Raw genomic sequence first — 20,408 nt, forward strand, 5'->3', positions numbered from 1 at the left:
GTCGCCCGCGTTCATCCAGCTCTTCGACCAGACTTCGATACTTAGACCGAAGCCAGCACACAATGGTCTCGTCTCTCATCCCTGCTCTTGTGCAGAGGCTCTCCACTCCGGTCAATCACTATTGCGGTAAGTTGTTTCCTGCCACCGCCTAAGTACTGCGTTGCGCGCACAATCTGTTTTCCCGCAAGACAACGCCTTCCAGACAGAACAAACAGTTCATGCGCCAATGCACGTTCTTCCGGAGAGAGATCTCGCCAACTATGTACTTCAGTAAGGAACTTCGCACCGCCGCGAAGATGAGACATTTTCAACCGCGTGAGCACACAGTAGAGGCGGTTGGTCCGCAATTGCGGCTCTGCTTCGAGCAGTTGCGTGAAATAGGACAGCGCCCGTTTGTAGTCATCCCGAGCATAGTGATAATGGGCAAGGAAACGATTCGAGGTTTTGCGCGTAGGATCCTGAACCAGCACTTGTTGGTGCCAGCGGGCAGCGTCCGAGTCGGCGTGCCGCTTCTCATGCAATTGCGCGAGAAGACTGAGCGAAGCAACATTGTCCGGCTGTACGCGTAAGGCTTCTGTCGCATACCCCAACGCCTCACGATATTCGCCTCTCTCTTCACAAGCGCGTGCCAGCAGTCGCCACAAATGAGCATCTTGCCGTTGGGTCGCTTCCTCTACCCAGGTACTTGCAGAAGATGAAGAGGAGGGAGACGGCATTTCTTGCGGCTGGAACGCCGCTGCCATCGCGAGCCCCCAACCGTCTTTGTGCCCGACCGTCGTCTCGACATTGAGGTCGTACGCAGCATCCCGCTTTTCTGAGAGTTCAGGAGGAGAAGCGAGGTTACGTTTGGGTATAGGTTTCGTCGCAGTGGGCGCTGGGGCTGACTCTGACATAACCTTCCTTTTCGTTAGCAACAGCACTCGCAGTGGTCGTCTGGCTCCCCCCGCCCCTAACACCGTGACGCCGACCTGCAAGCGACCGCTATAGGCACATTACGTATGGTTGGTCATATCAGATGGCACCCGATGCGCTTACCCTTTTCTTATGGAATTTTTAAGGAATTTGTAAAAATAGGGGTGGTTTCGCTTGTAGCCCACCCGCCTACATTTACGTCCACAAACACGCCCGCGCGAGCTCAGTATCCATATACTCATTGAGTGAACGAATCTTGCCATCGACCACTCGCCACACGCGGCAGTACATATTGTTGTAATCACGTCCATCAAGGGTTTTGGCTTTCCCACGTGCCTGTTCGACGACGAACTCACCGTCGCAGATGAAGTTGTCAATCGTCATGGGAATCGCACCATTCACAATCTTCGCCCCAAATACTTTCTTGAGGATCGCAATCACATTGTGTTTACCTGAAAGCGTCGACCCACCTGGCGGTGTTCCCATAACGGTAATCGCAAAGTCGTCAGTGGTATCGGCTAAGAACCCATCGATATCGCCACGCCCCAGTGCGGCAATGGCTTGACGGATGATCTCTTTGTTTTGTTCAGTCGTCGACACGGAAACCTCCTAAAAGCGCGGTAAGAACCGCACAGAACGTAGAACGAGGAGCTGGGAGCTAGGCACGAACTCTCTCCCCACCAGTTCCAAGCCCCAAGTCCCCAACCCCTAGCGTTACTCCTCCAACGGCTCGATCCCAGTCTCTCCACCAAACCGCGGCAGCTCATTATCCAGTGGCACCCAATCGACATGATTGGAATAGTAATAATGCGCTTGCGGCGGACGGTCGATTTCGCCTTTGAGATTAGCCAAGACAATATCAATATGTTGTGGGTGATTCGTCGACTCACAAAAAAGTGAGCTGCTACATACGTCACAGAACGATCGCCAGCCATGATCAGAGGAGCGGTAAATTTTCAGATGATCTTTACCTTCCGTCAGCTGGAACTGCGTGTACGGCACCGCAAACCAGGTGACGTAGCCGGCGCCATGGACACGACGACACATGGAACAATGGCAATGCGCGCAGAACAGTGTCGGGAGCGTCACTTCAAATTTTACCGCACCGCAAAAACATTCGCCGTGCACGGGAGCATTGATCTCAGGGTGGTCACTCATGACAACCTCCTGTTTCTATAATTTCGCCATGACTTTCTCGGCAAAGTCCTCGATCACTCGATACTGAGTTTCCAACGAGGGCAAGATCATAATCTGATGTAACCCAGCCTCTTCCAGTCGACGAATCTGTTCGAGGATCTCGTCAGGGGTACCGACCAAACAGGTTGTTTTGATCAGTTCAGGAGTAACGAACTTGGCTTCTTCCGGAAGCAAATACGTGCAGTGGCCATCATGAATGCGCAGGTGGATATGCGAAGCGGGAGTCTTCTCCACCATCGCGCGATACTCCTCCCACATGGCCCGCAGATGGCCCGGCGGGTCACCACCAAACTGGCGAATCTTGTCGTAGACGTAGTGCAACGAGGCAATGACAAAGGCACCACATTCGCGCAGCACTCGTTCAGAATTCAGCTTCTCGCCTGGTTCGAGAATGACAGCAGTCGTCAGCGACGCCGTATAGAAATTATCTTTCGTGAGCGTCTTGTTGGCACGCGAGGCACCGGCTTGGGCATTATTGAGCGCGCGATACATGAAACCAGGATCAGGTGGGATCGACATCACCAGCCCTTCGCCATACTCACCAGCGAGTCCTTGTGCCTTTGGTCCAAAACCTGAGATGTAGAGCGGAATCGGATGCTCAGTATCGATAAACTTTTGCTCTTTCATCAGGAAGCGGACCGGTGTGGTCTCGCCACGCCAGGTCAATTCGACTTCCTCGCCATGCAACAATCCGCGCAGAGTCCTGAGGTAGCTGCCAAACTCCTTCAGTTTGAGCGGCTTGTGGCCCATGATGCGCATGGCAGTGTTGCCAGTGCCAATACCAAGAAACGTCCGACCAGGTGCCAACCGATTGATCGTCGCGATACTACTGGCCGTCACCGGCGCAATACGCGTTCCAGCCACCGATACACCCGTCCCAATTTTAATCGTGCGAGTTTGTTGTGCCGCTAACGCCAACACCGCATAACAGTCGGACCAGATCATTTGGCTATCGGCGACCCAGGCATGCGAGTAGCCTAAGTTCTCAGCCCGAGCGATGTAACCAACGTCGTCAATTTTCGACGGAACACAAATGCCAAAGTCCATAAGATTCCCCTCTTCTTTCGCAACCGCCGCGACGGTACCGCGAGGGCTGGCACGATGTCAAGGCGAGGGGTTGAATGCAGCAAATGAAAAAAGTAGTCAGTAGTCAGTAAGGAACTTTGAGGCTAGAGACTAGAGGCTAGAGACTAGAGACTAGAGGCTAGTAGATAGTCCAGAAAGTTTTGATGGATAACTCAAGAGACGTCATTCCCGCGAAAGCGGGAATCCAGGCGGCTTAACTACAGGCCACTGCTGAAGTTCCCTGGATGCCCGCCTGCGCGGGCATGACGAAACCCTATCCCTCAAAATTAAATGGACTGACTACTAGAGACTAGAGGCTTGGGTGGGGAGGACCAGTCTCTAGCCTCCAGCCTCTAGTCTCAAGAGCGACAAGCCCCCAGTCCCAAGCCCCTAGTCCCTAGTTTTGCGATCCCAAAGAAGGAGGAACCCCTAATGTCCACCCGTATAAACATTTCGTCCGGCGCTCCCTACGAGCCAGTGTTCGGTTACTCACGCGCAGTGAAGGTTGGCAATCAGATCTTCGTTTCTGGCAGTACCGCGATTCAACCGGATGGGTCAGTTGCCGGTGTTGGCGACATGTATACACAGGCACTCACCACTTTACGCACGATTGAAAAGGCCCTACAGCAAGGTGGCGCGTCAATGAAACATGTCGTGCGCACGCGTATGTTTGTCACCGACGTCTCCAAGACCGAAGCCGTCGGCAAAGCGCACGCTGAGTTCTTTCGCGATATTCGTCCGGCATCAACCCTCGTGGAAGTATCGCGCTTAGTTCATCCTGACATGCTGATTGAAATTGAAGCTGATGCAGTCATCACTGATTGAGAGGGAACCATGTCAAGCGCAGAACTCTGCTTCATAACGGCGACCGAACTCACACAACGTATTCGTTCTAAGGAGCTTTCATGCCGCGAGGTGATGGACGCACATCTTGCCCAGATCGAGCGGGTCAATCCCACAGTCAATGCAATTGTCACCTACCTTCCTGAACGAGCACGAGAAGGCGCAAAACAGGCTGATGAGGCAATTGCCCGTGGAGCAGAGCTTGGCTCACTGCATGGGTTGCCGATTGCTCATAAAGATTTGGTGTTGACCAAAGGCATTCGCACGACGCTGGGCTCGCCAATCTTCAAAGATTTCGTTCCAGATCAAGACGAAATTATCGTCGAGCGCCTGCGGGCTGCCGGAGCTATCACCATCGGCAAGACTAACACGCCAGAGTTCGGGGCAGGATCACAAACCTTTAACCAAGTGTTTGGTGAGACGTTGAATCCGTATGATCTGACTAAGACCTGTGGCGGCAGTAGTGGCGGCGCAGCCGTGGCCCTAGCCTGTGGCATGATGCCGATTGCTGATGGCAGTGATCTCGGCGGCTCACTGCGCAATCCCGCCAGCTTTTGTAACGTGGTCGGTTTTCGTCCGTCACCTGGTCGCGTGCCAGTCTGGCCCTCACGTATTGCCTGGTGTCCATTACCAGTCGAAGGACCAATGGCGCGCACGGTACAAGACACCGCATTACTACTGAGCGCGATGGCCGGTCCAGACGCACGTGCGCCCATCTCTATCAGTGAGTCCGGCGAACAGTTTCGTCGCCCGTTAGAGCGATCATTCACAGGTGTGCGTATCGCCTGGAGTCAAGATCTTGGTGGCTTGCCAGTTGATCCGCGCGTAACCGCAGCGATGGAAAAACAGCGCTCGGTGTTTTCCTCGCTAGGCTGCGCCATAGAGGAAGCAACCCCAGACCTTCGCGATGCCGATGAAGCGTTTCGTGTGTGGCGTGCGTGGATGTTCGATCTTGGCTATGGCGACATGCTGGCGAAACATCGCGAACAGATGAAAGACACGGTGATTTGGAACATTGAAGAAGGCATGAAACTCACCGGCCCCCAGATCGGACGGGCGGAACGCAAACGCACGGAACTCTATCAGCGTATGCGCCAGTTCATGGAGCAGTACGAATTCCTGATTCTGCCTGTCTCTCAAGTACCACCATTCGACGTCAAACAGCGCTACATTACCGAGATCAACGGCGTAAAGCTGGACACATACCTCGATTGGATGCGTTCGTGCTACTACATCACCGTCACCGGCCTCCCGGCGATTTCGGTTCCGTGTGGTTTCACACCAGAAGGCTTGCCGATCGGCGTGCAAATTGTCGGACGACATCATGATGATTTTGGCGTCTTGCAACTTGCCCATGCTTTTGAGCAGGCGACGGGATTTTGGAGACAACGGCCTCAGATTTCGTAGGATGAGAAAGAAGGAAATGGTGGGCAATGCTTTTATACGGTGGGCACGGCCCACCTAACGGAACTCCACGTTCACAAAGAAATAGTGGGCGATACCCACCCTACTGTTTTTTTCTATTCATCCGCCGAAACTCCGCAAACGCCTCTCCCACATACCCAGCCAGTTTCTCCAATTCAGGCACTGTGTCTGGACACGCGAGCAACCCAACTCCAAGTGTATCCCCACAACTCAAGAGCGTGATATTGAGTCCGATCGTTCCCATCAGCACGCTCATGGGATAGATCACTTCGAGTTTGGCGCCGTGAAAATACAACTCCTGATTCAGACCCGGAACATTAGAGATGGTCAGATTTGCCGCAGGAGCAACGAATTCATTCACCCCCAATAAGTCTGTCATCAGTGGAAGACTGCCTCGCAACACCGCAAGCCAGTTATTCGCTTCCGGCGAACGTGTCAGTGTGTCTTGTTTCGCGGCTTCAGCACTAGCGCGGATTTCTTGGAAGCGTGCGCGCGCATCAGCAAGGTGCGTCGCCAATGATACACAGGTCATCGCAATCTGATTACTGGGACGGGTGTCACCTTCCCGCCGGGTCGAGATCGGCATCCACGTCGTCAACGGCGTCTCCGGTAACGCCTGCTGATCCAACAAATAGCGCCGCAACGCACTCGCGCAAATCATCAGCACGACATCGTTGACGGTTGCGTCAGCCTGCTTCGCTGCTGTCCGTATCTCTTGTAATGAGAGATCACACGAGGCAAACCGCCGTCGGTTAGTAATCTGACGGTTGAAGAGCGTGCGTGGCGCCATGAAGGTTGAGACTTCCGACCCCTGGTATGCCCCAATCGTGTAGAGCAGCGAACGGACCGTTTCGGTTGAGGCAATCGGCGCTGCGGACATCACTCCTTCAGAGAGTGAGGAAAAAAACTGCATGATCTTCGTCGAGACGTTTCGCTCTCCCTCGTTCGCAGCTTGACGTTTCGGTAATTGGGCGTGCCACAGCAACTGTGAGTGATCTTTCGCTGAGGTAGAGAACGTATTCAGCCACAAACGAATGGCAGAGATGCCATCAGCCAGAGCGTGATGTATTTTGACGTAGATTGCCCCGCACCCTCCTTCGAGCCCCTCGATGAACGCAACTTCCCACAACGGGTGCCGACGATTGAGCGGCTGGGCATGTAACCGTTCTGCGAGCGTGTACAGTTGTCGGCGCGTACCCGGCTTCGGCAAGGCAAGATACTGAATGTGAGACGCGACATCGACCTGTTCCTCTTCAACCCAGCCCAGACCAACACCTTTGCGACGCAAGACCAAGCGAAACAGACCTTCTGTGCGTTGCCAGTCACTATGCGTTTCGACAGCACGCTGAAAGAAGCCATCTTTCGCGCCTTTCGGGAGCTTGAAGATCGCCAACCCGCCGACATGGCCAGTTTGCACCTGTGATTCAAGTGCCAAGAACGCGAGATCGATGAGCGTCAGTGCTTTATTCATGGTTCTTTTACTTAATGACCGTTAGACCTCGTGGTGAAGAATTCCGACCGTTCCCACTGTCGTCCTTCTGTTGCGGCGCATACGCAGCCGCCGCACGACGCCGCGGTGATCGGTGTCGCGGTCTAGCGGCTTGCGCATGCGCTGGACGAGCATGAAATGTATCCAGTGCAAGTTCTTCTGCGATCAAGCGACGGAAGTCATCGGCGGCAATCGCTCCAACTTCATGGCCGGTTTTCTGTTCCAGGGTAGTGCACAGTCCTTCCCAGATTGCTTCCCGTCGAGCGATCTCGTCTGCGTCACGTACACGGCCAAAATTCGGTCGACGCAGCGGCAGCCCCAATACTCGCACATCATTGCCGACTCGATGCACGAGTGTCCCCACTCGCTGTAGCCACCAAAGATCACGCTTAGTCGTTCAAGTCCGTCCGCCAACCGACTCTCGTTTACCGCGTTGAGGACGGTCTTCACTACCGGGAAGGCCACGTTACGGTATAATGTCGGATCAGCGCGACGGACCTTCACACCCAGTTCCTCATAAATAATGCGCATCATATCGTCGAAACGAATTCGATTATCGGTTGCTAGATGAATTCGTTGCCCAACGGCATCAGGCGTTGCCAGAGCAGCCAGGATTCCTGCAACCACACGATCAACAGGGACCAGGTTGATTTCCGCCGTGTTATCGCCGGGAAAACTATTGGCCACAAGACCGATCAACCAGGCCTTCAGTTGTTCATTCAAGGTATTGGCTTGTACGGCAGCCTGATGCACACGACCAAAGGCGTTGACCGGCGCATTGACGACTTTGGTGTCTCCACGATTGTTGCCGGTACGCGCTTCGCCGATGACAATGGCAGGCAGGAGCTGCGTGACTCGCAGGCCCTTCTCAATCATAAACCGATCGGTCTCGATCGAGGCCATCGCTTTTGTGAGTTCGTAGAAATTGTTGTAAAAGTGGCGCGGGAAATCGAGCACGCTCTCTTGCGCAAAAGAGTGCCGTTTACGTCCATGAATATAGGATGTTTCAATCGCGATATGATTAATGAACGGCGATTCTTCACTTTGCTGCAACGCTAACGAGAAGGTCAGTGCATTACGACAGCCCAAGACATTGGCACGAAATGACGCCTCGTAGGGGTCGTCAAATGAGACACTGGCGGCACAATGGATAACGTGAGTGACCTTGCTGCGCAGTCGTTCCACAATCTCGGGAGCTATTCCCAATTGCGGCTGCTCAATATCGCCAGCAACAAACTGAAACTTCTTTGTCGTCGGTCCAGTCACCTGTAGCCGCTGCAACAGGAGAGCACCACGTTCGTGTGGAGAGAGTGTTTTGGTTACCGCTTTGGTTTTCGGATCACGCAACGTTTCTGGACGAACCACCGCAATGACTTCAGCGATACGCGGATCGCTTGCGGCTTGGTACAGAATCTCCTTACCCACGAAACCCGTCGCGCCGGTGAGCAGGACGACGAGTTGAGGCTTGCGCCCACGAGCACGAAACAGCTTGCGTGCATCACGCTGTAGTCGTTCAATACGAGTGGAGACTTCTTTCTCTGCTAAATGGGCGGGGGCACGAAACTGAAAAACCGCATCTCGGTCGACAACTCCGAGAAGCTTCTTCGCTTGATGTTCAAGATCTACACTGCCAACCGCCCGGCCCACTGTTTGTGCCATAAGCGACCCGACCGTGTTGACGATCCGTAACCCTTGCCGAGCCAATGCCTCACTACCAGTTAACTGGATCGCGCGACTGGCAAGAAACTGCGCAGTGACTTCTAACGGGTGGTGATCGCGATACGCATGAATGAGAAGATCATCGGGATCGATCGGGCCCGGCATCTCCTCACCGGTATGCGTGTTGATCCGCATCACGTAGCGCGCCGGATTGCTAGCATCACTTTCAGCTGTTGTTCGTGCAGTACTCATAATGGCGGATTGTAGATTGCGGACTGCGGAATTGCCAGTTGCGGACTGCGGATTTCGGATTGTGAATCGAGGATTGTGGATCGTGGATTGTGGAATAGCAAAGAAAGGGGCTCAATGAGACCACAGACCATTCGTACACTTGATGCTGGGACGTTGCGATTCTGTCATTCTGAGCGGAGTGAGGAATCTCTCTGCGAGACCCTTCGTTGCACTCAGGGTGATAGCTTAGGTGTACCAATCTCTCCTGGTTCGATTTAGATTTTTGCTAATCCTCGTTCTCCAATCCGCAATCCACAATTTTTCCCTTCCCCTTTACGTCCTTCCTGTTCCGTTTTACGTTCTCGTCCATGCTCCTGAATGAGATCCACGGCCAAGACGCAGCAATTGCGACATTGCGGCATGCGCTAGGGCGCGACCGCCTCGCACATGCCTATCTCTTTGTCGGTCCGGCGGGTGTGGGAAAGAAACAGGCGGCCTTGGCGCTCGCCCAAGCACTCCTTTGCACTACGCACCCCGGCACGGGCTGCGACACGTGTACTCACTGTGTCATGCTGAGAGCACGGACGCATCCAGATGTCCAATTCGTGGCACCGGAAACAGGGAAACAGTCAGTCTCTATTGACCAAGTGCGCGATTTGCAACGCCTGCTCAGTCTGCGTCCTGTACACGGAAAAAAAAAGGTGGCGATCGTTGAAGAGGCCCATACGCTCACACCTGCGGCCCAGAGTGCGTTGCTCAAGATTGTCGAAGAGCCTCCCGGAGATGCTCTGCTCGTGCTGTTAACCCTGAACTCTGCCACGTTATCGCGCCCCCTACTCTCGCGCTGCCAGCAGATGCGATTTTCCGCATTGTCAGCTTCCATCATTGAAACCCTGCTCACGCAGACACACGGCAAGGACAACGAAACGGCCCAGGCGCTCGCGTTGTATAGTCGCGGAAGCATAGGGCGCGCGCTCAGCCTTGACCCGCAATTGTTCACTGAAGAACGACGCTACGTCGAAGAAGAGTTACAGAAACTGCGCAGTGCCTCGTTTACCGATCTTTCTCGTTTCGCAGAATGGGTAGTTGCCAATCGCGTGAAGAAGTCGGCCAGGAACAGCGATGCTGCAGACGAGCATATGACTGGTGGTGATCGCTTAGAGATCGTCCTGTCATGGTACGAAGAAGTGCTACGCTACGCGGTGCTCGGTGCTGACGGAGTAATCCGCCATCATAGTTGCCTGTCTGCCATTGCCCAACTTGCTACCCAGCTCGGCGTCGAGGGGGCTCTGCAACAGCTCACAATCGTCTATGATACACTGCAAGCGCTTGGGCGGAATGCAAACCGCCAGTTAGCGGTTGAGGATATGTTACTCAGACTTTCGCAGAAAACATGAGACTAGGGGCTTGGGACTAGTGAAGAATAAAAGGGGACGTATTACGTTTCACTCTTCTCGTTACATTTTACGCATTACGTTTTATTTTTTTAATCTCTAGTCCCAAGTCCCTAGTCCCTAGCCCCAAGAGGTTCTATGCCACAAACCTACTTTACTACGCCAATTTACTACGTGAACGGTGATCCGCATCTTGGTAGTGCGTACACGATGATCATCACCGACACGCTGGCGCGCTATTACCGCGCACGAGGTTGGGAGACCTTTTATCTCACCGGTACCGATGAACACGGCAACAAGGTCGCCGAAGCGGCCGCACAGGCTGGCGTCTCTCCGAAAGAGTTCACCGATCGTGTCAGTGCGTCGTTTCGCGCGGCGTGGGATGTCTGCGATATTACCTACGACCATTTTATTCGCACGACTGATCCGTATCACATCCAGTACGTGCAAGAGTTTCTTACCAAAGTCTACGAAGCGGGGGATATTGAGTTTCGTAGCTACGGCGGACTCTATTGCGTTGGCTGCGAGCGCTTTTACACTCCCAAAGAATTGCGCGATGGCAAATGTCCGGACCACCTCACCGAACCGAAGTACATTGAGGAAGAAAATTATTTCTTCCTCATGAGTAAATACCAAGAGCGGCTCCTCAAACATATCGAAGCCAACCCAGATTTCATTCGCCCTGAAGGCTTCAAGAATGAAGTCATCGGCATGCTGCGCGATGAGAACCTCGGCGATCTGTGTATCTCGCGCCCAAAGAGCCGCTTGACGTGGGGTATCGAGTTGCCGTTTGATCAGCGCTACGTCACCTACGTGTGGTTTGATGCATTGATCAACTACATCAGCGGCCTGAAATACAAAGGCGAAGATGTCTATGAAAAGTTCTGGCCAGTCGCACAACACATCATCGGCAAAGATATTCTCAAACCACACGGCGTGTTCTGGCCGACGATGCTGATGTCCGCTGGCCTGCCACTCTACAAACATCTTAACGTGCATGGCTTCTGGACGGTCGAAGGCCAGAAAATGTCCAAAAGCCTCGGCAACGTCATCTCACCACTAGAGATGAAAGAGAAGATCGGGCTTGATGCATTTCGTTACTTCTTGTTACGTGAAAGCGTATTCGGACAGGATGCCGATTTTCGTCAAGAGAATCTCATCAACCGTTATAATGGTGATTTGGCGAATAATTTAGGCAACCTCGTCAGTCGGACGTTGTCGATGCAAGATCGTTACTTTAAAGGTGTCGTGCAGCCGTTGAGTTCACCGATACCAAATATCGATGCGCATCTACGAGTATCAGTTGCCCGAGCAATCAGTGAAGTAGAAGAGCACGTTGGCAATTTGGCGTTAAACCGCGCTTTGGAGTCAGTCTTCCGTGCGACCAACGAAGCCAACAAGTACATTACGGAAACTGCGCCGTTCACGCTGGCGAAGGATCAAGCACAGATGCCACGCGTCGGTGCTGTATTGCACAATTTGTTGGAAGCGTTACGTATAACCGCGCAGTTGTTGCTTCCGTTTTTGCCGGAGACCAGTAGCAAGTTGTTGACGCTACTGAATCTCCCGAAAGAACAGTGGAACAACTACGGCTTACCGTGGGGCCAGGCGTTTGCGGTCGGGCACCAGGTGCAGAAGTCACAAGCGCTGTTCCCGAGATTGAGCGCGGAAGGATAAAGACTGCAGGATAGCGAATCGTTTCGATGTCACGCTTGAGCCTTTTTCGTCCCGTAGGGACGGTTGACGGTAGCCAGGTCGTGTACGGCCTGGATGTGATGGCACCTGATTCTCCGCGTCGCGTAGCGATGCGATGGGTATGATGTTGATCCTTTCCCGGCCTTGAAAGGCCGGGCTACCTTCAAATGCCGCTCCGCGGCTAAAGACAACCCCAGTAAAATTTCCCATGAGGTGATTACTCATGCTGTTTGCCGACTCACACTGCCATTTAACCGACGTAAAATTCGACGATGACCGCGACGCCATGCTTACCCGTGCACGGGAAGCAGGAGTGTCGCGCTTCATTGTCATCGGCGCCAACGGTGATTTCGTGCACAACGAGAAAGCGGTTGCGCTTGCACAAGAACACGAAGATGTCTTTGCTGTCGTCGGTGTTCATCCGCACGATGCCAAGTCGATTACCGATGAAACATATGTGCGGATACGCGAACTCGCACAGCAACCTAAAGTCGTCGGCTTAGGTGAAACTGGTCTCGACTTCTACTACGACAACTCACCCCGCGACGAACAACGATTGCACTTTCGCAAGTTCATTCGCCTCGCCCGCGGGTTGCAGTTGCCGTTATCGATGCATGTGCGCGATGCCTATCCAGAAGCCGCACAGATTTTGCGTGAGGAAGGTGAAGGCCAGATTCGTGGCGTGATGCACTGCTTCACTGGCAGTGCTGACGAAGCACGAATGCTGCTTGAGCTTGGTCTTTATATTTCCTTCAGCGGCATTGTCACATTCAAAAGCGCGACAGATCTACGCGAGGCGGCACACAATGTTCCGCTTGATCGCCTGTTCATTGAAACCGATTGTCCGTTGCTCGCACCATTGCCATATCGGGGCAAACGCAACGAGCCAGCGTATGTCGTGCAGGTCGCCAAGATACTGGCAGAAGTAAAAGGGCTTACGACGGCAGAGATCGGAGAGGCGGCCTGGCAAAATACCCGAGTGTTGTTTGGCTGTTGAGAATTTAGCCGACAATGAGCCCCAATCGCTCGAAGACATAGAGCGTTGCCGCATTACGCGTCTCCACACCCAATTTCAGATACACCCGCTCCAAGTGGGTCTGCACGGTCCGTGTGCTGATCGACAGAATGATGCCGATCTCAGGATTGGTTTTCCCTTGCACCAGCCAATAGAGCACCTCGGCTTCGCGGGAACTGAGCCCTCACACTATGAGTGAGGTAGGTGTCAGGCGTGTTGTTCGTTCTTCCAATAACAACGTGTGCTGATTCTCATTCACGTCGGTCAGTAAACGGATGGATAACTGCGTATTCTCGCGCTTTAACATCAAAGATGAGAACGGCTGAGGGGGCGTCTCGGTTTGTGTCCTCTGTGCGTGCTGCTGAAGGAACCACCGACGCACCTCAGCTGGCAACCATTCACCAGCGTTGGGCAGATAGCCACAATACGTCGCTAACCAGCGCCGGGCCTGGTCAGTACACGAGTGTATACGACCGTTGCTCTTGACGATGATGACGCCACGGTTGCTTTCCTCAATAGCCTGCCGCAACCGGCGGTTCTCGTCCTGCAGCTCGCTCCACGTCTCGGCGTTGGTATAGGCTTGCACCAAGTACGGTCGCAAGTGGTTCATTCCCGTGCTCCTGACCGAGAATCCCGCATCCGCCATGTGGCGGATACGAAGAACACCCATCAGTCTTTTCCATGTTCGTCTTACAACATCGGATCTTGTCCTGTCCAGATACCTCCCTGTCGCACTCCGCTGCAGTAGATGAGAACTAGAGCGGCACGAGCCGCTCATGGCACGCGAGACTACCGCACCATTCGGTCAGCGCATTTTAGTCACTATCAGTGAGTTAATCCTATTTGGAGCCAAAAAATGGGACCTGCGAACAATTGTCGCCGTCCGGTGAAGTGTGGAAGAAGGAACGGTGAGCGATCGAAAACCGTTCGACGTTGAAGGCGGTTTGGCGGGCGGAGTCAGGCAACACCGGCGGACAAGGGGAAAAGGCCGGAGGATGCAAAATATTTTTACCCATGAGACCTGAATACGTGATCCGATTTCCTCTTGAGCAACGACTTCTTAAGTAAGTAAATAAATGCACGGACTGCCGTCTGGCACCCGTGCAAAGAAATAGGGCCAAACCCGAGGTGACTCGGGGACGGAAAGCCCACGGAATTTGCGCTGCTCAACTCCTCTCTACAGGAGTGAAGAGCTGTCAAGTTGGACGGGTTGCCAGCGGTGACCACTGTAATGGTCACACGGTAACCCGGCTTTTTTTCGGTTCCCGCCCTCGCCTGTCAAGGAGAGGGCAGCAGTCGCGCAAGCGGCTGCGGGTGAGGTTTATCAGGAAGGGAGTTCATCATGGCACGCACGAAACGCACCCCTCAGCACTTCAACGGCGGGTTATGTCCTAGAATCCCTGTAAAGCGAGGGGCGTAGACGGGAATCACTTCTGCGGTAGGTAATCAAGTAGCGAACAAGATTACTAACCATATAGTAAGGAGGACTCCCGTATGGAGAAGAAAATAGCACCGAGTGAACAGAAAGCACAGGCGTTACGGACGTTATTGCAGGGACATCGGGATGGGCAAAGTGGCGAAGAGTTACTGAGCACGATTGTCCGTCTATCCACTGAGCGGATTTTGCAAGAAGCCTTAGAGCACGAACAAGCGGAAGCGTTAGGGCGGGGGCGGTACGAAGCGCGGGGAGCGAAATTAGGGTATCGCAACGGGTATGAGCAGGGGACACTGAAGACCGCCGAAGGCCTCTTTCATGTGCAGCGGCCCCAGATTCGGGGGCGCGAGGAACCGTTTCGCTCGGCATTATGGAACCAGATGGCCACCACCAGTGACGTGCTCAAACGCTTAATCGTGGAGATGTATGTAGGCGGATTGTCCCAGAGAGATATTGAGTACAGTTTAGAAAGTGCGCTGGGCCATTTCGTCCTGGGCAAAAGTACGGTCAGCGAGATCAGCGCAACCTTGAGTGAGGAATATGAAGCGTGGCGGACCCGAGATCTGAGTCAAGAAACCGTGACCTACCTCTTTATTGATACCGTCTATGAACCACTCCGGCGCTGGGGCCAGAAAACCGGCATCCTCTGTGTGTGGGCCATCTGTGAGGATGGACGCAAAGTATTGGTCCATCTCTCAACCACGAATAGTGAGAGTTATGAGAGTTGTGTGGACGTCTTGCGGGAGTTGGTCAAACGCGGAATGCGGACGCCGATCACGATTACCACCGATGGAGCGGGAGGCCTGACCAAGGCGATCGATGCCGTGTGGCCCAAGTCCTTACGCATCCGGTGTTGGTTTCACAAGATGCAGAACTTTCAGCAGAAAGTGCCCGCCCGCGCGTGGCCAGAGGTCAAGGCGTTACTGGTGGATATGCGCGATGCGCCGAGTCGGGAGAAAGCCGAACAGAGACGGGACGCCATTGTCGAACAGTACCAGCGGGAGTTTCCCGAGTTGTGTCGCTGCTTATTAGATGATGCCGACGCCAGTCTCAATCATCTGGCCGTCCCGCAACGCCATCAACAATATGTGCGCACCTCCAATCTGGTGGAGCGGACTTTTGTCGAAGAACGCCGCCGCACCAAGGTCATTCCGCACCTCTGGGCAGAAGGCGATGTGGTGATGTTGGTCTACGACGTGTTGATTCGCGTCAGTGAGCGGTGGGACAAGAAGTGTTTCAGTGAATTGGAACAACAACAAATGCGGAGCTTGCGTGTGCACCTCAAACTCGATGAACAGGAGGTGAGTGCCGGAGAAATATCACAGCCAGTCCACACCCGTAGAAGTGCCGCGTCTGCTGCCTAACTTCAGGTTACAGGAAGAGAAGGACTTGACCCCATTTCTGTTTCAAATCATAATTTTTGAATAGCCTCGATCCCGCTCTACTCCAATTCACTACAATTCACGCTGAAACAAAACATCTTGAAACGCCGCTAAACAATTTGGCAAATGGAAGTGGATCATGACTGATTCCAGAGAATTTATCCGCGCCAGTTCCTCCACCCTTGAATTGTCGGCAATACTCGTCCAGCCGACGTTGGAGTTGCTTGGTGTCAGCGTCGCTGCAGCGAATGCACTGGCCGAAGTCGGTATCAAGACCATCTTCGACCTGGGGACTTCGAACCTGTTCGCGACTGCCGCCAGTGTCCTTTCCATGACCGCTAGCGGCGGAACTTCCGCGAGGTTTGGACTCGTTTAAGGAGATCTGCTTAATGACAAGGCGAATTTTTCGCCACCTGATGTCGTTCCGGGACTCCCTATCGACAACCTGCGTCTCCTCTCCGCCGCGCAGGCGAAGGACTTGACTGCGGCCCTGGATGTCAAGACGATCCGTGACCTTGCGCTCTGGCCTCCGAGCATAGCTGCTCGACGCCTTGTGGGAGAGTCGTTCGGCACCACAATGGATCCGGAAGAGATTCAAACCGAGGAGTTGCGTCCTCGCATGGGGCAGTACCCAACGGAGCGCGTCTACTATTCGACCTTGACGATGCTGCAGATGTTGGGGGATGGTGTAAGCGCCCAGGAAAATCTGACCGGACCCATTTCGCTGAATGCAGCGCTCGATCCGGGAGGCCTGAATCGCCCGGCCATCGGAGCGCTGTTGACCTTCTCGCAGTCCTGGTATTCTCAGGGTGTCACGCTTGGGCATATGCTACATTCTCTGGCGTTGGCGCCGGGCGAGGCGACCAGAATCACAGTCATCGACTGGTCACGGCGAACAGCGTCGTTGGCATCGGAGAGCGTCGCAGAAGGGGAACGACTGTCACACAGCACTAAACATGTCCGGTCGTTGAGCGAAGTCCAGTCGGCGGTCGCCGGCTACATGCAACGCGGAGGTTCTCGTTCCAGCAGTTCCTCGGATTCATCGAGTGGAGCAGTCGCAGGGGCCATTGGAACCGGTCTGGTCACCAGTCTATTCGCCAGTGGGGACGTTTCGGGTGGTTATCAGGCGGCCGGTACAACCGCAGAGGCCGAAAGCTCGGGGTGGTCGATCGGCACCCGGTCGATCTTCGCGGAGATGGCCCAAAACGTTAATGACCGGACGGAACAACATTCCAACAGTGTTCGTAACCGTCGTGCGACGGCCATTCGGGAAGTTTCGCAGAGCGAGCACCAGCAAGTCAGTACACGGATTGTCGCAAATTACAATCACATGCACGCTTTGACCGTTCAATACTACGAGGTCGTTCAGGTCTATCGGACGGAAGTGAAACTGGAGCGCGCGGATCGATGCCTTTTCTTGCCGATGGAATTGATCGATTTTGATCCGGAGAATCCGGCTGCGATACAGTTCGTCGAGCGGTTTCGGCCGGCGCTTTTTGCCGCCGCCCTTAACACCCGCATTCGATTTCTGTTGTCGGACGATTCCTGGAATGGAATCCGTACCGTGAGCTTGACACCGGACGCAAAGAGTTGGCTTTCGTCACGCCAGGGAAATGCAGCGATTACTGACGCGGTTAACGTGTTCACGGGTGCAGTGTTTCAGGCGGGATCCGCTGGCGGCGTTTCGCCGAACGGACCGGCAATTTTTCAGGGCATAGCGGCAAATGCGGTCAATATCATTACGGCGCGAGCCAAGGACGTGACCTTTACCGAGTCGGCGACGTTGACCGAATCAAAAGCCTTGATTCCTAACATGATCAACGCCGTGCAAAGTTTTCCAAACACCGCAAGCTTTCAATCAAGCGTCGCCATTGACCGAATGAATGCCGCAATGGACAACGCTGGCCCGGCGGTGTTTCGTGCCGTCCGGGATTCGCTGGCCTGGAACGACGAGGCCATCGCGGCCCTGATTCGTGTTCTGGGACGTTCACCCTTGCGAGCAGAATCCGATAGCCTGTTTATCCCGGAGACCGTCCAGGTCCAGTCCATTTCTGTCACTAACCCGGAGGTGAAGAAAGGCCGTCTTGACCTGACCAGCGGTCCGGTTCCCTTTACATTGGCCGATGGCAGGGTGGATTTGGCGTCCCTGGCACCCGCCAGAATTATCCCTACGATGGAAGATATAACGGCCATCTTTTTGGAGATTGCTGGCTCGAACACGACGCCGGGATCGATGCAGTTGAACTGCATCGATCAGGGCCGCCACTTTTCGCTGCCTCCCGTACCGTTGGAATCAGGATCGGGAATGATACGGATCCTCCGCATCGACATTCAGGAGACCGAGCTGGACAAGGAAATCCTGGCTCACCTGAATAGCCACCGAAGTTACTACAGCCGGGCCGTTTTTCGCAGACTGGACACGGCCACATTGACTCAAGTCCTGTCGCACTACAAATGGCGAAGCAGGCCGTTGATTGAGATCGTTGAGCCTGGTCCGGTGCAGGTCGTTGGCAACTACATGACCTTGCGTGCGCCAGTCGATGCGCACGAAGATTGTGGAATACCCTTGAGAGAATTGGGCATTCCTCAGCCCGACGAAACATCTGGCGACCCAAAGTACGTCCCATGGCAAGAATATTTACAGAAACGCGGTCTTAACCTGTCCCAGCCGGCGAACCAGCGCCTCATCCCGATTCCCACGGATGGAGTTTTCGCCGAGGCAGTGCTGGGGCGAGCCAACTCCGCCGAAAAGCTCGATCTTACCCGTTTTTGGAATTGGCAAGACTCTCCGATCCCATTCGCTCCGCCGGAAATTTCGCCCGTTGGAACCGGAAGTCGGGCGACTCCGGACGACCTCAAGCCCGGCCAATTATCGCCTCCGGTACTGAATATCGTTAACCCAACGTCTCTTCCAAACCCGACGGGCATTGGCGCTTCGCTTGGAGCTCTTAGCAGCTTGAACTTCAGGGACATGAGCGGGCTGGCCGGAACGCAACATCTCGTACAGGCGGGCATGGATGGCACGATGCAAGCGGCTGCAGTTGCCGGGCAACTTGCCAGCGAGAATATGCGGACCGAAGCCCAGAAGTCCGTAGCCATGGGGCAGATCGCGGCGGACCTGGTGAAGTCGCTTGTTGGAGCGGGTGGAAGTGGCAGTTCGAGCGGTGGTCTTACCGGAGCTGCAACGAAGATCGCTCATGGGCGAAAAATGGATGAACGTAATCCCGCGTCTCGCACAGGAAGCAATGCCGATACGAGGACCGGACTTTCAAGTGGCGGGTCGGAAGGTGATCGCGGGGAATCCGCGAAAAGAGCTCTCGATAGCTTTGGAGAATCGCTATCCCATGCATCAAGAACTCCCAGCTTCGAAGAAAACGCCTATAATCAAGTCGTTCATGGTCCGATAGGCGAGGCTCCAGGCAATTTGCTTCGCGATTTTCTCAAGCCCGTTTTGCAAAACACATCAAATCAAATAACTCCGTTGTCGTTTGTCAACAAATCCAATAAATCGGTAAGTCATAAATATACCAAGTATGGATTTAGGCCTTCAGCGGGATGGGGTAAATTTGACCAGATTGAATATAATTCGGAGACTCAAGTACTTACTATTACAGTTAAAGCTCAAATAACGATCGAACCATGGATGCCTCCTGAGGGTATCAGCCCGGAAATGGCAAATCGTTGGCCTGGATTCATCAAAACTATGGAACAATCGTGTAGAGAGACTTTTCGCCTAAATGTTGAATGTTGGGGAGGCTGGCATCGATTCGTATGCAATGAGCCAGGAATTTCGAACCTGTTTGCCGAAGTCAGGTGCGAAGTTGAAGAAATGGGAAGCGGAACCCTCGCTCCAAATACTATTTTCACAAAGGTCACCTTCGGAAGCGTAGGACAAAAAGCGAAAATGTTTACTTCTACCTCAATCATTTTAGATCACACAGACGGGTTTGACAGGGACATTGATAGGGATATTACTGCTCTTACCTGTATCCCTGAACGACCTAAAGAACATATTGAGGCTTTAATGGGGTTTCCTCCTGTTCCTCCTGAGACGTATAAATACCGTACCATAATGCATGAGGTAGGTCATCTATTTGGACTAGGTGATGAATATGATGCTAATGAGGAGGGATATCAGAAAGGCAGTCCTGTTGCACATACGGCTCTTGTCAAGAAAGATCTAAATAAAGACATATTTCATGGCTGGACCGACCAGAGCATTATGGGAAAGGCGTATAGTAGCGGCAAAATCCTGGATGTACACGGTGTCACCTTTCTGGAGGCCCTACGAGCCTTGACAGGATTGAGCTGGAAATTCGTCTAGTGATCGCGAGCGAATGACTCGTATAGTGAAACTACCAACGAGGACTGGGCGGGTACGTAGATTGCCTTCGAGGGGCAACAGTGAAGAAAAAGGACATACGTTATTCCAGATGACGATGGACGGCCCGGCTGGACCAGATCCCACTTCCGATGGTGAGGGCTATCGGTTTGACAAGTCCGGGACAACGGCGTTCGAGGCCTGGTCGATCAGCAGGCCGCTTCAGCCGCTGGAGGTCAACGAGATTGCGTTGTCGACGTTGCACACGCCGCCGCGGGTCGCGATCGCCCGACCGTCATCGGAGATCTCCGTCAAGTCCAAGAGACGCCTCCATCAAGCCTCCTC

At 53.8% G+C, this 20,408-nt stretch carries 16 protein-coding genes and 1 riboswitch; of the genes, 8 read left to right on the forward strand and 8 right to left on the reverse strand.

Annotated features, from left to right (window positions below):
- Positions 1-41: 41 nt before the first annotated feature.
- The 4 genes from FJ147_12910 to FJ147_12925 form a co-directional block, all read right to left on the reverse strand.
- Positions 42-893: a tetratricopeptide repeat protein gene (locus tag FJ147_12910; GenBank protein MBM4256783.1), complete on the reverse strand. Its 852-nt coding sequence runs from the start codon at positions 891-893 to the stop codon at positions 42-44.
- Positions 894-1,107: 214 nt separating this feature from the next.
- A complete protein-coding gene (locus FJ147_12915) occupies positions 1,108-1,512 on the reverse strand; it encodes a hypothetical protein (GenBank protein ID MBM4256784.1) in 405 nt (134 codons plus the stop codon).
- A gap of 114 nt (positions 1,513-1,626) precedes the next feature.
- Complete coding sequence (locus tag FJ147_12920; GenBank protein ID MBM4256785.1) at positions 1,627-2,070, reverse strand: GFA family protein; 444 nt, start codon at positions 2,068-2,070, stop codon at positions 1,627-1,629.
- A gap of 15 nt (positions 2,071-2,085) precedes the next feature.
- Positions 2,086-3,156, reverse strand: coding sequence for an LLM class flavin-dependent oxidoreductase (locus tag FJ147_12925; protein MBM4256786.1), 1,071 nt, complete (start codon positions 3,154-3,156; stop codon positions 2,086-2,088).
- 450 nt (positions 3,157-3,606) lie between these two features.
- Between FJ147_12925 and FJ147_12930 the strand changes: the two genes are divergently transcribed.
- Both FJ147_12930 and FJ147_12935 read left to right on the forward strand, forming a co-directional pair.
- Complete coding sequence (locus FJ147_12930; protein MBM4256787.1) at positions 3,607-3,999, forward strand: RidA family protein; 393 nt, start codon at positions 3,607-3,609, stop codon at positions 3,997-3,999.
- Positions 4,000-4,008: 9 nt separating this feature from the next.
- Complete coding sequence (locus FJ147_12935; GenBank protein ID MBM4256788.1) at positions 4,009-5,424, forward strand: amidase; 1,416 nt, start codon at positions 4,009-4,011, stop codon at positions 5,422-5,424.
- Between the two features lie 100 nt (positions 5,425-5,524).
- Here the strand turns inward: FJ147_12935 and FJ147_12940 are convergent, their stop codons facing one another.
- Positions 5,525-6,913 carry a wax ester/triacylglycerol synthase family O-acyltransferase gene (locus FJ147_12940; protein ID MBM4256789.1) on the reverse strand — a complete coding sequence of 463 codons (1,389 nt, stop codon included), beginning with the start codon at positions 6,911-6,913 and terminating at the stop codon, positions 5,525-5,527.
- Between the two features lie 183 nt (positions 6,914-7,096).
- Entirely contained in the window at positions 7,097-8,842 is a 1,746-nt protein-coding gene (locus tag FJ147_12945; protein MBM4256790.1) for an NAD-dependent epimerase/dehydratase family protein, read from the reverse strand.
- Positions 8,843-9,189: 347 nt separating this feature from the next.
- On the opposite strand from FJ147_12945, the gene FJ147_12950 reads away from it, so the two are divergent.
- The 3 genes from FJ147_12950 (at position 9,190) to FJ147_12960 (ending at position 12,907) form a co-directional block, all read left to right on the forward strand.
- Positions 9,190-10,218 carry a hypothetical protein gene (locus FJ147_12950; GenBank protein MBM4256791.1) on the forward strand — a complete coding sequence of 343 codons (1,029 nt, stop codon included), beginning with the start codon at positions 9,190-9,192 and terminating at the stop codon, positions 10,216-10,218.
- Between the two features lie 135 nt (positions 10,219-10,353).
- Positions 10,354-11,892, forward strand: a complete 1,539-nt coding sequence (metG, locus tag FJ147_12955) for a methionine--tRNA ligase (protein ID MBM4256792.1) — start codon at positions 10,354-10,356, stop codon at positions 11,890-11,892.
- A 241-nt stretch (positions 11,893-12,133) separates the two neighbouring features.
- Positions 12,134-12,907, forward strand: coding sequence for a TatD family deoxyribonuclease (locus FJ147_12960; GenBank protein MBM4256793.1), 774 nt, complete (start codon positions 12,134-12,136; stop codon positions 12,905-12,907).
- Positions 12,908-12,911: 4 nt separating this feature from the next.
- On the opposite strand, the gene FJ147_12965 is transcribed toward FJ147_12960, so the two are convergent.
- Together FJ147_12965 and FJ147_12970 are read right to left on the reverse strand one after the other, a co-directional pair.
- Entirely contained in the window at positions 12,912-13,085 is a 174-nt protein-coding gene (locus tag FJ147_12965; GenBank protein MBM4256794.1) for a helix-turn-helix transcriptional regulator, read from the reverse strand.
- Positions 13,086-13,109: 24 nt separating this feature from the next.
- Complete coding sequence (locus tag FJ147_12970; GenBank protein MBM4256795.1) at positions 13,110-13,595, reverse strand: hypothetical protein; 486 nt, start codon at positions 13,593-13,595, stop codon at positions 13,110-13,112.
- A 436-nt stretch (positions 13,596-14,031) separates the two neighbouring features.
- A riboswitch (cyclic di-GMP riboswitch) is annotated at positions 14,032-14,143 on the forward strand.
- A 276-nt stretch (positions 14,144-14,419) separates the two neighbouring features.
- On the opposite strand from FJ147_12970, the gene FJ147_12975 reads away from it, so the two are divergent.
- The 3 genes from FJ147_12975 (at position 14,420) to FJ147_12985 (ending at position 20,066) form a co-directional block, all read left to right on the forward strand.
- Entirely contained in the window at positions 14,420-15,724 is a 1,305-nt protein-coding gene (locus tag FJ147_12975; protein MBM4256796.1) for an IS256 family transposase, read from the forward strand.
- A gap of 157 nt (positions 15,725-15,881) precedes the next feature.
- Complete coding sequence (locus FJ147_12980; protein ID MBM4256797.1) at positions 15,882-16,118, forward strand: hypothetical protein; 237 nt, start codon at positions 15,882-15,884, stop codon at positions 16,116-16,118.
- Between the two features lie 102 nt (positions 16,119-16,220).
- Positions 16,221-20,066, forward strand: a complete 3,846-nt coding sequence (locus tag FJ147_12985) for a hypothetical protein (protein MBM4256798.1) — start codon at positions 16,221-16,223, stop codon at positions 20,064-20,066.
- The last annotated feature ends 342 nt before the right edge of the window (positions 20,067-20,408 follow it).

This window comes from Deltaproteobacteria bacterium (assembly GCA_016874775.1).
In the GTDB taxonomy this organism is placed as follows: domain Bacteria; phylum Desulfobacterota; class Binatia; order Bin18; family Bin18; genus VGTJ01.